This is a genomic window from Streptomyces corallincola, from assembly GCF_019104725.1.
Taxonomy (GTDB): Bacteria; Actinomycetota; Actinomycetes; order Streptomycetales; family Streptomycetaceae; genus Streptomyces; species Streptomyces corallincola.
In genome coordinates, this window is sequence record NZ_JAHRXF010000012.1 from 73628 (window position 1) to 93328 (window position 19701).

Consider the following 19701-nt stretch of genomic DNA (forward strand, 5'->3'; position numbering starts at 1 on the left):
CGTGGCCGTTGACCCGTTCGTCGATGGGATCGTCGTCGCACTGACCGGCATGCATGTGCCGCCCGCCTCGGCGGCCCGCATCCGGGTCTCCGTGGAGCAGCCGAACGCCGACGTGGTGAAGGACCTGGGCGAGCTCCAGAACCTGCTCGCCAAGGTGGGCACGTCGGTCGGCGGCTCCGTGAACGGCAAATGGAGCGACGACTACGTCGCGGCGATGAGGACGTTCACCTCGGGCGACGGCGCGGACGCCATCCAGCGGCTCAAGGAGACCGCCGCCGCGATGGCGGACTTCGGCCACGAGACGGCCTACCAGGTCGATTACATGAACCGGATGATCATCGCGCAGGTCGTCCAGTTCGTGATCGAGTGGGCGATCACGCTCATCCTGGCCATCTTCAACCCGCTCCAGGCGATCATCGAGCAGTCGTTCCTGCGCGCCCTCTACCGGGCGATCCTGCGCAGTGTCATGCTCCGGGTCGCCCTGAGCGTGGCCGAGCACATGACGCTCAACATCGGCCTCGGCGCGGCGATGGACCTGCTGGTGCGCTGGTCCCTCGCGGACGACGGCAAGACCACCTCGCACGGCTCGGACTTCCTCAAGCAGGCCGTCGGCTTCGGCGCGGTGCAGGGCGCGCTGTCGCCGTTCGTCCCGTACCTCGGCGGGTTGCTCGGCAGGGGGATCGGCAGCGGCATCGGCCGCAACACCGGCAGGGATCTCCTCTCCAACCTCGCCAAGCATCTGAAACCCCCGCCCGCCCGAGGCCTTTCGGACGACCTCGCGGGCGCGGGCGGGCGCGGCGCGGGCCGCGACGGCGACCCCTCGGGTCCTCCGCCACGCGGCCCCCGCGCTCTCGGCCCCGGCGACGGCCCTTCGGGCCCCGGCCGCCGCGACCTGGCGAACACGGCGGCCCACGAGGGGGTCGGCGGGGATACCGGTGCCGGTGCGGGCCTCCGCTCGGGGGCGGGCCGGGGACTGGACTCGGAGTTCGGCCCCGGTGCCGGGGCAGGACTGGGCGCGGGGCGCGGCAGAGAGTTGGACGCGGGCGCCGGGGCGGGGCGGGGTTTCGGTCTCGGGACCGGCTTCACGCGTGACTTCGCGGCGCTCACCGGCAGGTTGGTGGACGACAGCGCGTTCAGCGGGATCACGGACGCGGCCCGGGGTGCGTTCCGCACGGCCATCGGGGACCTGTTCGCCCGTGACCTGCACGGTATCGGCTCCGGTGCCGCCCGGACGCTCGGGGAGAACTGGGCCGACACCTTCGTGGCCGGGCTGGGCCGCAAAGACCTGGCGAGGAACCTGGACGGCGCGCTGTCCTCGCTGCCGAAGGAGCTCGGCGGGTTGCGGCGCGCCCTGTCCACCGGGGTCGCCGACACCCTGACCGGCGACTGGGGGCGGAAGGCCGCCTTCCACGGCTCGATGGCCACGGTCACCGCGGGCCAGCAGAACCTCGCCGAGGGCCTCTACAACCAGTTCACCACCGGCACGTTCACCACCACCTGGGAGACCGGCCTCGCGGGCGCCGGTTCGCACGTGGCGGGTCACGTCCTGCACATCAACGCCCACGCGCTGGGGTCGGGGCTGAAGTCGGCCGCGTTCACCCTCAAGGATCTGGTGTCGGGAGCGGCGAGTACGGCCGGCGTGGCGGATGCGGCGGGGCCGTCCGGCTCGGGCGGGGCACCGCACGTCAACGTCACGGATCTCCAGCCCTCGGGCGGGGCCCCGGACACGCGGGTACCGGTCAGGACCGTGAGCGGTGACGGCATCGACGGCCCCGGCAGCGGCTCCGGTTCGGGCAGCACGTCCGCGCACATCGACGGTACGGGGATCACCACCGTCGGCGATCTCAGGGTGACCGTTCCCCCGCCGGGCGACCTTCACGTCCCGCCGTTCGAGGCGACGGCACCGGGCACGCACACGGCGGACGCGCAGGGGCCTGACGCACCTGTGCCGCCGGTGCCTCCTGTGCGGACCACGGGTGCGGACGTGCGCCTGGGCGCGGACGCGGGCCGGGGAACGGGAGCCGAGGGCGGCCGGGGAACGGGAGCGGGTGCGGGCGCGGGTACGGGTGTACGGGCTCCGCAGTCCGGTCAGCCGGGCGGCGGCCGTGCGGCCGGTCCCCCACCGTTGGACCCCGGACGCCACTCCGAGCTGGTGCGCGACGTGAACGCCGAGCTGACCCGGCTCGGCCGCCCGGACCTGCGTGTCGATGCCGACACCGTCCGCGCCCACCACGAGGAACTGCCGCCGCACCGGCTGGCCGAACCGCTGAAACACCAGGCGTTCCGGATCGCGGGCCGCATCGCCGGGAACGGCGACGATCCACTGCTGCTGGGCGGCAGCCGGGACGCCCTGGGCACCGGGCTCGACAGCGCCGCGCACGCGAACGGGGTCGGCGAGGGATCGTCCGGCGGGCCGTCCGTCACGTCGCGGGGCGGCGGGAACGGCATCGGGCGGCAGGACCGTTCGCTGCGCACCGAGTCCGAGGTGCCGCCGCCGCTCGCCCCGCGGCCGCCGCAGCCCTCGGGACAGCAGGGCGGGGGCGATGTCCGCACGGTCGGGCGGCCCGCACAGCAGTCCGGGTCCGGTGCCGAAGCGTCCCGTACGGACGGACGATCCGCCACGCCCACCGAGACCACCTCGGGCGACGACGCGTTCCCACCGCCCGTGCGGACCGTCGGCGGAGACGAACACCCGCCCACGGAAACGCCGTTGCGGCCCACCCCGATTCTCACCGAGCAGACGGCACCCGAACCCCGCACGGCAGGGGACAGCACCACTGGTCTGCCCTCATCCGGTAACACGCCCAACAGCACGCGGAGCGCCGACAGTTCGGCTCGCCGAACCCGTACGGAGCAGGACGGCGAGGAGAGCACCGTCGCCCCGGCCGTGCCATCGGCCACCGAGAGCGGAGGCGCACCGCCGCCCGCCGATCCACGACAGGTCCACGAACTCGCCTTGGGCGAGGAGGACTTCAAGTCGATCGACACGACGAACTCGTCCGACACGGAGTCGGTCTACACCACGGCCTCGGAGCACCGCACCATCTCCGAGGACGACACGGTCTCCGTCTCGGAGAACGACACCGGCTCCGAGCACAGCACCGACTCCGCCGACACCGGCGACGCCGTCACGGCGCCCGAGGAGCCGTACGAGACGCCCGAGACGCCCGAGACACGCGAGACGCCCGCGCCGAGGGTCCGTTTCGACGTGCCCGAGGAGGGCCGGGCGCCGACTCCCCCTGCGGAGACGACACCTGCCGACGAGCCGCCCGCCCCCGAACCCCGTGCGCCCTGGTATGTCCGGGAGGGCATGCTGGGCGAGGCCGAGGTGACCGACGTACCGCACTGGGACGCCGGTGCCGCGCAGGACGCGGCGCGAAAGGTGGTCGGCGCGTTCGACACCGCCCATCTGCCGGGCACCGTCCGTACGGCGCTGGAGACACGGATCGCGGATCTGCTCCGTACCGGACACGAGGGAGCCGCGGGCGAACACACCGGGCGGCAGGCAGAGCAGCACGCCGACGAGGTGAACGAGCAGTGGACGGGGCTGCTGCTGCGCGGCTCGATGTTCACCTCCGGAGATCATCTGGTCTGGGTGAAGCCGGAGTTGGCGGAACCCGCGTACAAGCCGCCGTCGCCGGTGGCGAACGCGGTGCGCAAGTACAACGTGTCGTTCAACAGCACCGCGACCGAACAGGTGAAGGCGAAGTCGTCGGGGAGCGCGCTGGAGAGCGTCTTCTACTTCGCGTTCAACCTGGCCTCCGCCGCCGCGTCGGCCGCCATCACCGGCGTGCCGTTCTTCAAGACTGAAGCGGCGGGGACGAAGCTTTTCGGCACCCGGCGCAACATCATCAACGGCCGCAAGCTGTTCGTCTCCGACACCCACGAGTTCACCGGCGGCCTGCGGATGCGCGTGTTCGTGGACGGCCGCGAACTGACACCGCGCGCCCCCGACCCCGTACCGGCGACCCGGCCGGAGACCGATGTCGCGCCCCGCCCGCTGCCCACCGTGGACCGTGCGCTGTCGGTGAAGTTCCCGGCGGACTACTCGGGTGCGGACGAGCCCCGGCCCGCGGTGCGGGAGGGTGTGCGTGCCGACGGCGGTCCCGCCGGGCGGGAGCGGCCCGGTACGCAGGGGGTGCGGCGCGGCGGCGAGGTGCTGAACGCGATCGATCTGACGCGCGCGGTGGCCGATCTGAGCCACCGGCTCCGGGACCAGGGGCTGTCGGCGGCGGACACCGCCGAGATCGTGCGGCAGGCGCAGACGATGCTCAACGAGCGTACGGCGCGCAACCGTTCACGTTGGTGGCTGACGAGCGGCGACCCCGGTACCAAGATCCGGGTGGGACGCGGCTGGGGCGGTTTCCGTGGGCATCCCCGGATCACCATGTCCATCGCCGGGGTGCAGTTCCTGCATGTCGCCAAGGGCGCGGACGGCAAGGGCGTCAAGGTGCGCGAGGACCTCGGCGGCGGCCTGTCCGTGATCTCCGGGGCGGGCGGCGACAGCGCGGGCGCGGTCACCGGCGGCTACAACACCACCGGCCTGGTCGCCCCGGCCCTGGACGGACGGCTCGGCCCGGTGGAGGTCAAGGGCCTCGCACCGCTGGCGGGCGGCACGTTCGGGCTGAAGCGGGACTGGGGGGCGAACGTCACCTCGCAGGCGCTGGGCCATGTCATCCTCAACTCTGCCGAGGCTCAGGCCCGTTACCGTGCGGTGCTGCGGCTGGACGTGGACTGGAGTTCGCGCACGCACAAGGGACTCGGGGTGCAGCGGCTGTACGTACCGGCCGACCTCGGGGTGCCGTGGCGGGACGGCGAGGGCGCGCGGGACTTCGAGCGCCGGGTGCTCGGTGACGTGGAGACACCGTATCTGCGGAACGGGCCCCGGCCGACGGGCGGACCGGCGGCCGATCCGGCTGGGACGGCGGCGGATTCGGGCGGTCCGGCGGTGGAATCGGCCGGGTCGTCCTCGGCGGCCGAGGACGCGGGCCCGGCGGTGTGGCCGACGCCCGTGATGGCGCAGCCGTTCGTGCGGGCCCTGCTGGACACCGCCGGGCTGCGGTCCGACGGCACGACGGTGAGCGATCACGCCCCGGCCGGTCTGGACCGGCGCCCGCCGGGTCTGCCGCATCCACGGGAGTCGGCGGCGCTGGCGTCCCGCAAGGGCACCGGCTTCGCGGTCGCGGCCGCTCTGCCCGGCTCGGAGCTGGTGGAGGCCCAGTTCCGCACCCGGCTGGAGGAGTTGACCCGGCGGCGGTCCGGCGGCTGGGGCGGCGTCCAGGACCGGATCACCGGGCGCGGCCCCGGCAAGGGGCGCTCCTCGGCGGACCGCAGGCTCGCCGGGAACTTCGGGCGGCCCGCGCTGGAGGGCGACCTGAGCGGTCTGCTGTCCGGCTTCAAGGAGGAAGTCACCTACGGCGGGCGGCGGTTCGAGCTGGGCGTACGTGGTCATCTGCGGGAGCACATCGACCATCGCGCGCACGCGATGAAGGTCAACAACCGTGCGGCCGTCGGTGAGTCGGTGGCGGCCCAGCGTGACACCCGCTGGTCGGTGTCGCTCGGCCTCGGCGCGGGCCTGCGGATCAGCGCGGGCAAGCTGTTCCGGTTCCAGCTCGGTGGCCTGCGCGGCCAGTTCTCCTTCGGCCGCGGCCACGGCGAGGGCTTCACGGGTACGGCCAAGTCGTACCGCCGGATGGAGAACGTCAACCAGGTGGACGAGCACGTCTACAACATCACGTACGAGCTGACGCTGCGGCCCGTCGGGGAGACGCGGGAGGACCGGATCGAGCGCTGGTGGGTGGCGCGGCCGGACGAGCTGGTCGCGCAGGTCGTCATCCCGCACGAGCACGTCCCGGTGGCCCCGGTGACCCCCGCGCAGGCGGACGGCGCGGGCCGGACGACCGAGGTCGCGGCGCCGCCCGAGGGCCGGTACCTCAACTTCGCCGCAGGGGCGTCCGGGCTGTATCCGGCGTTCCACGCGATGCCCGGACTGGCACGTGGTGCGGCCAGGTTGTACTTCCGGCTGAACGGGCTGGACGAGACGAGCGCGGACGACTTCGCCAGACTCCCCAAGGAGATCGTCAACGCCACCCGCCCCGAGCATCTGGCAGCTTTCTTCGGCCAGTTGACGGACTCCTGGGGCGAGCACGTCGAACTGCCCGAGGTGAGCGGCTGGAAGAACATCCTCACGCTCAAACTGGCCGCGCTGGACCCGAAGCGGGTGAAGGACGCGCCGGGTGAGACGGAGATCGAGCAGTACTCGCAGGCCATCGGCAAGCACTCCGAGGACAGCAGCACCACGTACGGCGCGCAGGCGCAGGCGGCGGCCGGGTTCACCCTGCGCTTCGGCTCCGACCAGGGCGGCGATGTCGAACTGGCCGACCCGCAGGGGGAATCGGACGCCGAGGTGACTCGCCCGGCGACGGTGGACTCGGCCCACGCGGACGACACCGGCGGGCACTCCTCCGCCGCCCCGGACGACGGCGACGACGACCCGGCCGCGCACGGCGGCCGACCCACGGGCGGGCACGGCGGCGGACACGGCTCGGCGCCCGGCGGCCGGCTGATGCTCATGGCACACACCAGCTACGGCCAGGACCGCACCGTCTCCGCCGAGGCGGCCTCCGGCGGCATCGAGATCACTCGTGCCACCTACGGCGGCAAACCGGTCCGGTTCCGCTCGGACGCCGTGTTCGAGCTGACCCTGACCCGGCAGAAGGGCGGCGTGGCCGTCCAGGAGGCGGTACGGCTGCGGGCCGACGGCGCGCTGGAACTGCTCGCCCCGGAACGCCGGGTCACGGACCTGATGAGCCCGCGTCCGGACTCCCGGACGACGGAGTCCGGGGCAGCGGCCCGGTCCGCACCATCGGCACAGTCCGCGCCCGCACCCGGTTCCGCGCCCCCGGCTGAGCGGCCCGCCACCCCCGCCCCCGCCGCCCCCGTGGAACGGACCTACCACGGCGACCAGCTCCCGCTGACCGCCGCGCACACCGAACGCCTCGGCAGCGAGAAGGTGTTGGAGCAGATCGAGCGTCGGCTCCGCGACCGGGGCGTGCTGCGCACCCGGCACGACCACGACGGCAACACCATCGACGCCCCCGACCGGGTGACCCGCGCCCTGCGCGCCGTCTACCGCCCCGAGGCGATGAAGACGCAGACCGGCGCCCTGTTCGACACCGGACTGTGGACCTGGATACCCCTGCGCGGCTTCGGCGGCTCCACGCAGTACCTGTACGTCAATGTCACCGCCGAGCACCTGTCCGCGCCGACCGCCCACCGCACCCGTACGGACGTGGACCTCACCCTGCGCGGCGAGAGCACCGGGGACACCAAGTCGGCGGTCCGCACGACCCGTTCGGTCGGCGCCGGTGCCTTCGCGGCCGGGCGGGGCGGCACGCACGACGGAACCACCAACTCCCAGGGACACGCGGGCGGGGACGCCGGGGCCTACTGGTCGGACCGGGTCACCCGGCAGGTGGAGACGGTCGTCAAGGATCTCGGCATCTACCGCGCCAACACCAAGGGTCCGTCGGAGGAGTTCGAGCACGACCTGACGTTCCGCGTCGAGATGGGGACGGTCCGGGAGATGCCGGAGATCCTCAAACTCGTCGGACTGCCCGGAAACGGCCTGTACGCGGGCGCCGGTGCGCTCGCCGACGTGTTCGGCCGCAAGGAGGCGCTGGACACCCTGTGGGACGCGCACCGCCCCTGGATCTGGCACGACGACGGCACGGGCACCGACACGGACGGGGCGAGCCGGGACGTCGAGGGCAGCATCCGGGTCATCGTCCCGCGGTTCCTGACGACACCGACGGCCGGGCCGGAGCGCGCGGAGTCCACCGATGACGCGGCGACCGTGCCGCTCCCCGCGAATTCATCGGGTGCGGGTGCGGAGACGGGCGTGGGTGCGGAGGCGGAGACGGGCGTGGGTGCGGGTGCGGGTGCGGCGGCGAGTCCGAGCGAGGCCACCGCACCTGTCGGCCAACACCTTTCCCCGAAGCCGTACTTCACCCGCAGGCACGGCACCAACGCACGCTGGGAACCGCGTCCGGACACGCCCGCGCATCCGGCGGGCCCGGAGCTGCTGGAGAACCTGCACCCGTGGGACCTGTCGGCGGCCTCCGCGATCCACCGGTGGGCGAAGTTCGCCGCGTACAGGGCGGCCCGGCAGACCCCGCCCGAGGGGCCCGAGCCGTGGCGCGTCCCCGGTGTGGACTTCACCAACCCGCACGGCCTGGCGTACGCGCGACGCACCAGTCAGGCCGTACTCCGCCCGCACATCGAGGAGTTGCTGAGTCACACGTACGAGGTGAAGGTGGGCGGCCGCACGGTCAAGGTCGGCATCGAGCTGAGCAACGGCCGCGCCGTGACCCAGGACGTACGGCACAAGGCGCGCCGCTACCGGCAGGCGGACACCGAGCAGGAGGCGCACGCCGAGCACACGCGCGGCTGGGCGGCCGGCGCCGGACCCGACGGCGGCGGCGCCCGTCCCCACGACGACACGGCCTACCTGGGCCGCCTCCCGTACGAGCGGACCGGGCAGGTCTCCGACAAGGAGGTGTCCGCGCTCGGTGAGACCGACGAGCGCAACAAGGAAGGCACCCGCTTCTTCCGGTACTTCGACTTCGACGTCACGGTCGTCGTCGCTCCGGACCGGGCGCCGGGCCACCGGTTCCGCGTGGACGTGCCCGACGGGCTGCGCGCGATGTTCCCGCTGACCGCCGACGGGACCGCCCTCGAAGGCGACCTCCTGACCAAGCACCCGGAGCTGTTCGCCGCCGACCCCTCGGCGCCGCCCGCCCGAACCGTTCCGGCGCCCGACCTCGCCCCGGAGGGCGCGCTCGCGGACTTCGACCGTCTCCAGCAACGGATGCGGCTCGACCACGAGTTCGGCGAATCCGTCGCGCCGAAACGCGTCAAGGACGAGGAGCTGTACGGGATGGACGGCACCGTCCGCCCCAACCCGCTGCGGGTGCGGATGGACGAGCTGGACCCGGCCAGGCTGACCGAGAACCGGGACGCGGTCTGGCTGTACGTCGTGGACGAGCAGGGCGACATCGTGCTCGGCAGCGAGAAGGTCACCGGCATCATGCGCCCGGACGAGTTCGACACCCTGCTCCAGGGCATACGGCGCACCGACCCCGGTCTCACCGCCGAGGGGCTGACCTCGCTGCTCGACGGGATCGGGCACACCGGGCTCGCCGTGCGCTTCGACGAACGGAACCTGACCTCACCGGGCGAGGCGCGAGTCGCGGGCGAGTTCCGGTGGAGCGAGGAGCTCGGCTCCTGGACGGTGAACGACAGATCGGGCCGCTACATGAGCGGGAAGGTCCGTCCCGACCTCACCGAGGAGACCGCACGGCGCTGGCTGGGGAACGTGGCTCAGCGGTTCGGGGAGCGGCTGGGGGTGCCGGTCGCCGCCCAGCTGGTGAAGACCGCGCGGACGACGGGCGCGGTGGCGGTGCCGGGCACTGCGGTACCTGACGCCCGGGCGCCTCTGGCACCGGAAGCAGGACCGACACCGCCTGCGCCTCTGGAACCTCAGGCACCGGAGGCCGAGGTCGTACCCGCTCCCCCGATCGGCACAACGACCACAGCCATCACCGCACCCCCCGCCGTCACCACAGTCCCGGCGGACACGGCACCTCACATCACCCACGCGCGCACCGCCTCCACCAGCGGCGCCGGTGCCACCCAGCCCCCGGAGACGGCACATCAGGCCACGGCCGCCGAGCACATCGGGTTCCAGCTGGCGGTGCTGAACAACGCGGCGCCGGGTCCGGAGACGCTGCGCCGGGTACAGGGCGCTCTCCTGGTCGGCGGGCACGGCACCGGCGCGCTGGTGGCGGAGGTGGACGACCACGGGCCGACCGGTTCCGTACTGCACGCGGTCAACCACGAGGGCACGCTCCACTGGTTCGACGCCGACAGCGGCCGTTCCGTGGAGGCACCCGAGGAACTGCCCCCGTCGGGCTCGCTGGTCCTGGACCCGCACGGCACCGTTCGAGGCTCCCGGGAGAACTACCGGGGGCTGCGCTCCCTGCTGGACGCGTGGGCGCGCGAGCTGGGCCCGTCCGGACCGCCCGGCCCGGACACCCTGCGTCCCGAACCGTTCCTGCCGGGCGACTTCGCCGCCCGGCTCGACGGGGCCGCACGCTTCACCCCCGACCTCGGCAAGGGCAAGCACGTCCCGACCGCCGCCGAACTGGCCGATCCGCTCCCGCAGAGCCGCGCCGTCGCCTGGATGGACTACGTGGCCGCGTACGAGCACCACGCGGCGGTCTCGGCGGCGTACGACCCCGCCGCCCACGGCGGAGACGCACCCGGCCTCGTGACCGCCGTCAACCAGCTCCGCGAGACCACCACCGGTCTCGGCCGCTGGGGCATCGCCAACCCCGAAGCGCTGCTCCCCCAGTACCGGACGGCGCTGGCGGGCCCGCCGGAGGCGGCCGAGCGCGTGGGCGGTGATCACCTGGCCGACGACCATGTGGGCCGTGGCCACATGGCTGCCGACCACATGGACGCCACGCACACCACCACCCCCGCGCACCCGACCTCGACGCCGACCCCGAATCCGGCCCCGGCCCCGGCCCCGACCCCGGAGCCACCCCACCGCGCCCCCTGGTACGTCTCGCACGGCATGCTCGGTGAGGCCGAGGTCACCGGTGTCCCCCGCTGGACGGTGGCCCGAGCCCACCGGGCCGCCGACGAGGCCGTGCGGGCGCTGTCCTTCGACGCGGACGTGTCGCGGAGCACGGTGGACGCGATCCGCACCGGCATCCGTGACCTGCTGCTGGAGCGCGGCGCCCGTCCGGACGGCGCGGACCGGCCGCAGGAGGCGTGGACTCAACTCCTGCTCCGAGGGCGGATGTTCGAGGCTGACGGCCGACTGGTCTGGCTCCGTCCGGTGGTGGACGGTGAGAGCGCCGCCCCGCTGCCGCCGGGCCCGGCGGAGGCCGTGCGCCGCTACAACGTGTCCTTCAACTCCACGGCGTCGGAGCACCTGCGCACCCGTACGTCCTCGTACACGGCCGACACGATGCTGTTCACGGCGTTCAACGTGGCCTCGTCGGCGGCTTCGGCGGCCGTGCTGGGCGTGCCGCAGATCAAGGGCGACACCGGCACGGCGGAGACCACCGGCGACCACCGGAACGTGATCAGCGGCCGGAAGCTGTTCGTGAGCGACACGCACGCGTTCACGGCGGGGCTGCGGATGAAGGTGTTCGTGGACGGCCGCGAACAGACCCCGGAGAAGGGGGAGTCGGCGCCGGTGCTGGACCGGGGTCTTGGGCTGAAGTTCCCGAAGGAGTTCTCCGGTGCCGGTGAGCCGCGTCCGGCGGCGGGCGGGCCCGAGGCGCGTCAGGTGCACCGGCTCGCGGACCGGCAGCGTCCGAGACGGGGCGGTGAGGTGCTCAACGCCATCGACCTGACCCCGGCCCTCGCGGATCTCCAGCGTGATCTGCGCGGGCGGCTCGGGGTGGACCCTGGCACGGTCCGGGAGATCGTCGGCCAGGCGCAGGCGATGCTCAACGAGCGTACGGCGCGCAACCGTTCGCGCTGGTGGCTGACGAGCGGTGACCCCGGCACCAAGATCCGCACCGGGAGCGGACTGCCCGGTTTCCGGGCGTTCCGGGGGCATCCGCGGGTGCGGATCGCGGTGGAGAGCCTGCAGTTCCTGGAGGTCGCCACGGGCGTCTCCACCCGCGAGGACATGGGCGGCGGCCTCGCCACGATCTCCGGGCGGGGCGGCGACAGCGCGATGTCGTTCACGGCGGGGCTGAACCTGACCGGCCTCGTGGACCCGGCGGCGCACACGGACCCGGAGGCGAAGGGGCTGGCGCCGCTGCTCGGCGGCACGGCGGGCTTCACCCGTGGCTGGAACCACCGGCTGACCTCGCAGGCGCTCGGCCATGTCATCCTCAACACCACCGAGGATCAAGCCCGTTACCGTGCGGGCCTGCGGATCTCGGTGGACTGGAACTCGCGCACCCATCCGGGGCTGCGCACGGTGGAGTCAACCGTGCGGGCCGATCTGGGTGTGCCCTGGCAACAGGGCCGGGGCGCCGCCGACTTCGAGCGCCGCACGCTCGGACACGTGTCGTCGGCGTACGTGCGCGACGCCGCCGCCGGGCTGGTCACGGGCACCCCCCTGCCGCCGAAGCGCCCCGGTGCCCCGGCCGACCCGGACGGTCCGCGCGCCTGGCCTGCCCCGGTAGACGCGCAGCCGCACGTCAGGGCGCTGCTGGCGGCGGCCGACGTGGCACCGGAGCGGGTGACGGACCGCCCGGCGGTGCTGGACACACCGCCCGACCCGGCGCGGGCGCACCCGAAGGAGCCGGTGTGGCTGGCCGCGCGCAGGGGTGTCGGTTTCGCGGTGGCCGCCGCGCTGCCCGGTGCCGAGCTGGTCGAGGACCATTTCCGGGCGCGGCTGGGGCAGTTGGCCGGTCCCCGGTCCGGTCGGTTCTCGGGTGCGCTGGACCGGCTGACCGGCCGGTACGATCCGGCGCGCGGCAGGTCCACGGCGGACAGTCGGCTCGCCACGCACTTCGGGCGTCCGGCTCTGGAGGGCGACCTCGGCGCGGTGCTGGCCGGGGTGAAGCAGGAGGTCGTGCACGGCGGGCGCCGCTACGAGCTGGGGGTGCGCGGTCATCTCACCGGGCATCTGGAGCACCGTCGGCACCGGATGAAGGTCAACTCACGGGCCGCGGTGGGCGAGGCGGTCGCGGGGGGACGGGACACCAAGTGGTCGGTGACGCTCGGCGCGGGCGCCGGGGTGCGGCTGAGCCTGGGCAGCCTGGTGCGGTTCCAGCTCGGCGGTTTCCGGCTGTTCGCCAAGTACGGCCGGGGCAGCGGCGAGACGTTCACCGGCACCGCCAAGTCGTACCGCCGTACCGAGACGGTGAACGACGTGGACGAGCATGTCTACAACATCGTCTACGAGTTGACGCTGAGGCCGCTGGACGGCGGGGGTGCAGCCGAGCGGTGGTACGTGCACCGGGACGGCGAACTCGTCGCGCAGGTCGCCGTACCCGAGGAGCACACGCCCCAGCACCCGCCCGCCGAAGGGGAGATCAGGGACGCGGGCCAGGTGTCGTATCCGGAACGATTGCCGGTGGGGCGGCGGATGGATCTGAGCGGGGGCACGGCGGGGCTGTATCCGGCGTTCCATGCGATCCCGGAGCTGGCGACGGCCGCCGCGCGGGCCCATGCCCGGCTGCACGGTCTGCCGGAGGACCGGGCGGAGGACTTCGCGCAGGTGCCGAAGGAGATCCTGGATGCCACCCGGCCGGAGCAACTGGCGGCGTATTTCGGGCACATGGCGGACGGGTGGGGCCGGGACGTGGCGCTGCCCGGGCACGACGGGTGGCGGACGACGATGACGCTGCGCATGGCGGCGCACGATCCGCGTCCGCTGCCGGGCGATCCGCGGAAGGTGGAGATCGAGCAGTACTCGCAGTCGGTCGGCCGGCACACCGTGGACCGGGCGGTGACCGGGGCGGTCGGCGTGCTGGCGATGGTCGGGCCGCAGGTGCGGTTCGGCTCCGACCAGGGCGGTGACGCGGAGATCAGCGCCCCGCACGGCGAGGGCCCCGGCACGCCGGGCGAGGGCGGCGAGGGTCCGCAGGTCGAGCACACGGTGCACGCCACCGCCGCCCACACGGAGCAACACGTCGTGCCCGGTGGGCGGTTCGCGGTGCTGCTGCACGGTTCGGCGGAGCACGAGCGGGAGAGGTCCGCCGCGCACGACGACGGCGCCATCGAGATCACCCGCGCCACCTACGGCGGCAAGCCGCTGCCGTACCGCGCCGATCCCGTGTTCACCGTCACCCTGACCCGCGAGAAGGGCGGGGTGGTCCAGGAGACGACGACGCACCTGCGCGCGACCGGCGCCCTGGACGTCCTCGTGCCCGAGCGGCGCCTGGAGGACGTGCTGCCCGCCGACGCGGCGTCCCGCCGAGCGGCGGAGATCACCGCCGGGGCCGACCACGCCCCGGCCCAGGAGCGGACCGAAGGCGGCCCGGTCGAGGCGAAGACGCCCGGTGGGGCTCCCCGGCGCGTCTACGCCACCGGGAGCATCCCGCTCACGGCGGCGCACGCCGAGCGGCTGAGCGTGGACGTGCTGGACGCCGTACGGCGGCGGCTGAGCGCGCAGGGCGTGCTGCCCGCCCGCGTCGGCGCGGCAACGGACTCCCCGGACCCGGTGTCGCGCGCCCTGCGGGCCGTGTACCGCCCGGAGGCGATGGCCGCGCGCACCGGCGCGCTGTTCGACAGCGGCCTGTGGACCTGGCTGCCGGTGTCCACGTTCGGCGGCGGCACCCGCTATCTGTACGTCAATGTGACCGCCGAGCAGGTGGACCCGGCACACACCCACCGGGTCCGCGACGACGTGGACCTCACGCTGCGCGGCGAGTCCACCGGGCAGGACAAGGAGGCGGCCAGGACCCGGCGGGTGCTGGGCGCCGGGATCACGGCGACCGGGCGGGGCGGTCAGCACGACGAGGGCACGGGCGAGCAGGGGCACGTGGGCCTGGACGCCTCGGCCGGCTGGATCGGCAAGGTGACGCGGGGCGTGGAGACGGTGGAGAAGGACATCTCCATCTACCGCGCCAACACCAAGGGCGGCACGGACGAGTTCGAGCACCGGGTGCGGTTCCGGGTGGAACTGGGTACGACGCGTGAGCTCCCGGAGATCTTCCAACTGGTCAGTGCACCGGGCAGGTTGATCGGCGAGGGCATGGGAGCGGTGGCCGCACGCTTCGACGGGCGGGACGAACTGGCCTCGTTCTGGAAGGAGATGCGGCCCTGGGTCTGGCACGACGACGGAGCGCGGGACCTGATCGACGGCGAGATCCGTCTCCTGGTCCCCCGCCATCTGACCATGCCCGCGCCCGAGACACCGCCCGCCGCTCCCGGACCGGTCTTCGCCCGGCATCACGGCGACACCCCGCGATGGCGGGACACCGTGCGCCGGACCCCGGTCAGCGAGGATCTGCGGCAGAACCTGCACCCCTGGGAGGTGTCGGCGGCGTCCGCCGTGCAGCGCTGGGCCAAGGTCGCCGCGCTCCGCGCCGTACGGGAGCCGCGGCTGGACGAGGGGCGGCCCTGGGAGCTCCCCGGCGCCGACTTCACCACCCGTGCGGGCCTCGCCTACCAGCACCGCGCGAGCCACGCGATGCTGCGCCCCCGCATCGCCGAACTGCTCGACCACAGCTATGAGTTGACGGTCGGCGGGCGCAAGGTCACGGTCGGGTTCGAGCTGTCGGACGGGGTGCCGCACACCCCGACGGCGTCCGAGGTCACGCACAAGGCCCGGCGCTACCGGCAGGAGGACACCGACGAGGAGCGCCAGTCCGAGCAGGCGAGCGGCTGGTACGCGGGCGGCGGGCCCGAGGGCGGCGGCGGGTCCGGCGGGGACGGCGCCCTGCTGGGCCGGGCGCCGGTGGACCGGGGGTTCGGCACCGCCGAGAAGAACACGACCGGCCTGGCGGAGACCGAGGAGAGCAACCGAGAGGGTACCCGCAGGTTCCGCTACTTCCGGTTCCACGTGAAGGTGGTCCTCACCCCGGAGCACCGGCCGGACCGCCAGCTCACCGTGGACGTACCGGGCGGCCTGGTCGCCATGCTGCCGCTCGGGGACGACGGCAGCCCGGCCGACGGCATCGCAGGGAAGCACCCGGAGCTGTTCCGGACGGCCGTACCGGAACCGGAGCCGACCGTGGAGCAGGTGGCGAAGCCCCTGCCGCAGCCGGACCCGCTGCCCGAGCCCGTGACCACCGAACCCTCGGCCGAGGCGGCGCCGCCGGGGCCGGGCACCGGCTCCGTGGCCGACCGTGTCGCCGCCATCCTGATGGGCCTGGACAGCGCGGACACGGCCGAACCGTTCGTGAAGGACGACGAGTCGGGGAAGATCGTCGAGCGGCCCGGCGAAGGCGAGGCCGCCGCCCCTGCCGTCGCGCGGTGACACGTATGGTTCACCACGTCAGCACAGCACCACCGCACCACCCGGTACCAGGATGTGAGGAGAGTCGGCCGTGGCACGCCAGCTTCTGACCGTCGGCCAGGACGGCGAGGGCGAGTTCCGGACGATCGGCGACGCCCTCGCGCGGGCGCGTTCCGGGGCGGTGATCAGTGTCCGTCCGGGGTCGTACCCGGAGACGCTCACCGTGCGGACGCGGGTGACGATCGTCGCCGACGGCCCCCGTGGCAGCGTGCGCGTCGAACCGGTACGCGGTACGGCGGTCACGCTGGCGGCCGACGCCGTGCTGCTGACCGAGCTGGACTTGCGCGGCGGCGAGGGCGACCTGCCCGTGGTGGACGCGGTGCGCGGCCAAGTCGCCCTGGACGGCTGCGAGATCACCGGTACGGGCTGGACGGCGCTGCTCAGCAGGGGCGCCGGTTCGCTGGCGATGCGGCGCTGCCGGGTGACGAACCCGATCGGCGCCGGAGTGGTGGAGACGGGCAGCACGGGCAGTGTCGTGGAGGACTGCGTCCTGGAGCACCTGGGTACCTCGGCGCTGGTGATCAGCGAACAGGGCCGGGCCACCGTACGGGGTTGCGTCATACGGGACGCTCGGGGCAACGGACTTCTGGCCAACGGGAGTTCACAGGGGTCCGTGGAGGACTGCGAGATCTCCGCGACCGACAAACCGGCGCTGGCGCTGGAGGCGGGCACCTCCGTCACGGTGGCCCGGACCACGGTGCACGGCGGCGCGATCGGCGCGTACCTCGCCACCTCGGCCCGGACGGTGCTGGAGGAGGTGACGATCGGCGACACCTCGGGGCACGGCATCGTGGTCGCCGGAGGCGGCGATCCGAGCCTGGTGCGCTGCACCACCGCCCGCACGAGGGGCGCGGGCCTGGCCGTCACCGCCCGCTCGCGCGGCACCTACACCGACTGTGTCTTCACCGGGGCCGGAGGGGCCGGGGTGCACGTCACCGAGTCCAGCGCGCCGGTGCTGACCGGGGTGCGGGTGGCCGACACCGAGGGCATCGGGGTGCTGCTGACCGAGGAGTCGGCGGCCGAGTTCGACCGGCTGACCGTGGAGGACACCGGCGGCGTCGGCATCTCCGTGCGCTCGGGCGCCAATCCGCTGCTGCGCCGGGTCCGGGTGTCCCGTACGAAGGGCGCGGGTGTGCTGGTCGCGGAGGACGGACGCGGGCGCCTGGAGGACTGCGTGGTCGAGGAGGCCGGGGCGCACGGGGTGCGGATCGAGGGGCACGGCAATCCGCACATCGGCAACAGTGTGGTGCGTGGCGCGGCCCGTTCGGGTGTCTCGGTCGGCGCGCGCGGGCTGGGTTCGCTGCGGGACTGCGAGGTGACGGGCTCCGGTGAGTGCGGGGCCGCCGTGGAGGAGGGCGGCGAAGTCTCCCTGGTCCGGGTGCGGTTCACCGGTTCCGGTCGGCACGGGGTGTGGGTCGCCGGGGGCGGCCGGGCCTCGCTCGGCGGCTGCGAGGTGGTGGACAACGGCGGCGACGGCATCCGCGTGGACAGCGCCGAGCAGGTGTCCGTGGCGTCCTGCACCGTACGCGGCAGCAAGGGTGCCGGACTGCGGGCCACCGGACGCGGCGAGCGGCTGACGGTGACCGAGTTGGCCAGCGCCGACAACCACGCCCCCGACGTGTGGCCGGGCGCTGAGCCCACGACGGCGGGCGGGGGCGTGGAGGCCGGGGACGCACGGACACCCTCCGGGGAACCCGAACCGCCTGCGCCCGACGGTCCGTTCGCGGAGCTGGACGCGCTGGTCGGCCTGGCCGGGGTGAAGCATCAGGTGAACACTCTGGTGAACCTGGGCCGGTTGGCGCAGCGTCGGGCCCAACTCGGCATTCCCGCACCGCCGATGAGTCGGCACCTGGTCTTCGCGGGTCCGCCCGGCACCGGCAAGACGACGGTGGCCCGGCTGTACGGCGGCATTCTGGCCGAGCTGGGGTTGCTGCCGTCCGGCCACATCGTGGAGGTGTCCCGCTCGGACCTGGTCGCCCAGGTGATCGGCGGCACCGCCATCAAGACCACCGAGGTGTTCCAACGGGCCCTGGGCGGCGTGCTGTTCATCGACGAGGCGTACACCCTGCTGTCGGACGGCAAGGGGTCGGGCGCCGACTTCGGGCAGGAGGCCATCGACACGCTGGTGAAGCTGGTCGAGGACCACCGGGACGAGGTGGTGGTGATCGTCGCCGGTTACTCCAAGGAGATGACGGGTTTCCTCGCGGCCAACCCCGGTCTCGCGTCCCGGTTCACCCGCACCATCGAGTTCACCAACTACTCGGTGGAGGAACTCGTCACGATCACCGAGAACATGTGCGCGGCGCACCGCTACGTACTGGACCCGCTGGCGCTGCGGGCGCTGCATCTGCACTTCACGCGGATGCGGCGGGACGCGACGTTCGGCAACGGCCGTGCGGCGCGCCGGGTGTTCGAGGAGATGGTGGACCGGCAGTCGTTCCGGCTGGCGTCGATGCCGGACGTCGGGGAGGACGATCTGCTGCGGATACTCCCGGAGGACGTGGGTGAGGAGGAGGCCGCCGAGGTGCGGTCCGGGGAGACGGCCGCGCCCGGCGACTCCGACGTGCTGGCCAGGCTGCGCGGCATGATCGGTCTCGGCGCGGTGAAGCGCGAGGTCGGTGGCATCCTGGATCTGCTGACCACCGCCCGGCAGCGGCAGGCGGTGGGCCTGCCCACCCCGAAGGTCAGCCACCACCTGGTGTTCTCAGGCCCGCCCGGCACCGGCAAGACGACCGTGGCACGCCTCTACGCGGACCTGCTGCGCTCCTTCGGGGTGCTGCCGCGCGGCCAGCTCGTGGAGGTGGCCCGCGCCGATCTGGTCGGCCGGTACATCGGGCACACCGCGCAGCTCACCACGGAGGCGTTCGAACAGGCCCTGGGCGGCGTGCTGTTCATCGACGAGGCATACACCCTCACGCCCCGGGACGCGCCGCAGGACTTCGGCCGGGAGGCCGTGGACACGCTGCTGAAGCTGATGGAGGACCACCGGGACGAGACGGTCGTGATCGTCGCCGGGTACACCTCGGAGATGGCCCGCTTCCTGGAGTCCAACCCCGGTCTCGCCTCGCGGTTCTCCCGGCATGTGCGGTTCGAGGACTACACCACCACCGAACTCCTGGAGATCGTGGGGGAGATGACATCCACCGCCGGGTACAAGTGCGCCCCGGAGACGCTGGACGCGCTGCGCGCCCATCTGGACGCCGTGCCGCGCACCCGGTCGTTCGGCAACGCGCGACTGGCCCGGCAGGTGGTGGAGTCGATGATGACCCGGCAGGCCGGGCGGCTCGGCTCCGTACCCACCCCGGACCTGGAGGCACTCACCCTGCTCCTCCCGCAGGACCTCCCGTACGCCGGGCAGCCGACGGGCTGAGGGGCAGCGGGGCCCGTCGCGCCGTGGGGACCGGTGCCCGTCGAGCCGTACGAGGCGGTGGGGGCCGTACGGCACGGGTTCCGTCGTCCCGCGTGCCGTCCCTCTCCCGGGGATCACCGATCCGTGGTGAACCCGGCGGCCTCCCGGTCCCGTGTTGCCCGGTGAATCCATTCGCACGCGGGTTCGCCGACCGGGGGCGATGCTCACGGGCCGGGAACCCGCGCCGTGAGAAAGCAGCGCCGTGGAAGCAGGGACCCTGGGGGCCGGACCGTGCTCCGCCGTGTGACCCGGAGGACGGCCGACCGACCGGCGGCGGCCGTCGTCGCCCACG

General features: G+C 73.6%; 2 protein-coding genes. Both read left to right on the forward strand.

The genetic code is table 11. From position 1 onward, the window contains the following. The first annotated feature begins 1 nt into the window (after position 1). Positions 2–15961: a hypothetical protein gene (locus KUM39_RS11120; RefSeq protein ID WP_217785333.1), complete on the forward strand. Its 15960-nt coding sequence runs from the start codon at positions 2–4 to the stop codon at positions 15959–15961. Between the two features lie 70 nt (positions 15962–16031). Beyond that, positions 16032–19370: a right-handed parallel beta-helix repeat-containing protein gene (locus tag KUM39_RS11125; protein ID WP_217785334.1), complete on the forward strand. Its 3339-nt coding sequence runs from the start codon at positions 16032–16034 to the stop codon at positions 19368–19370. Positions 19371–19701 lie beyond the last annotated feature (331 nt).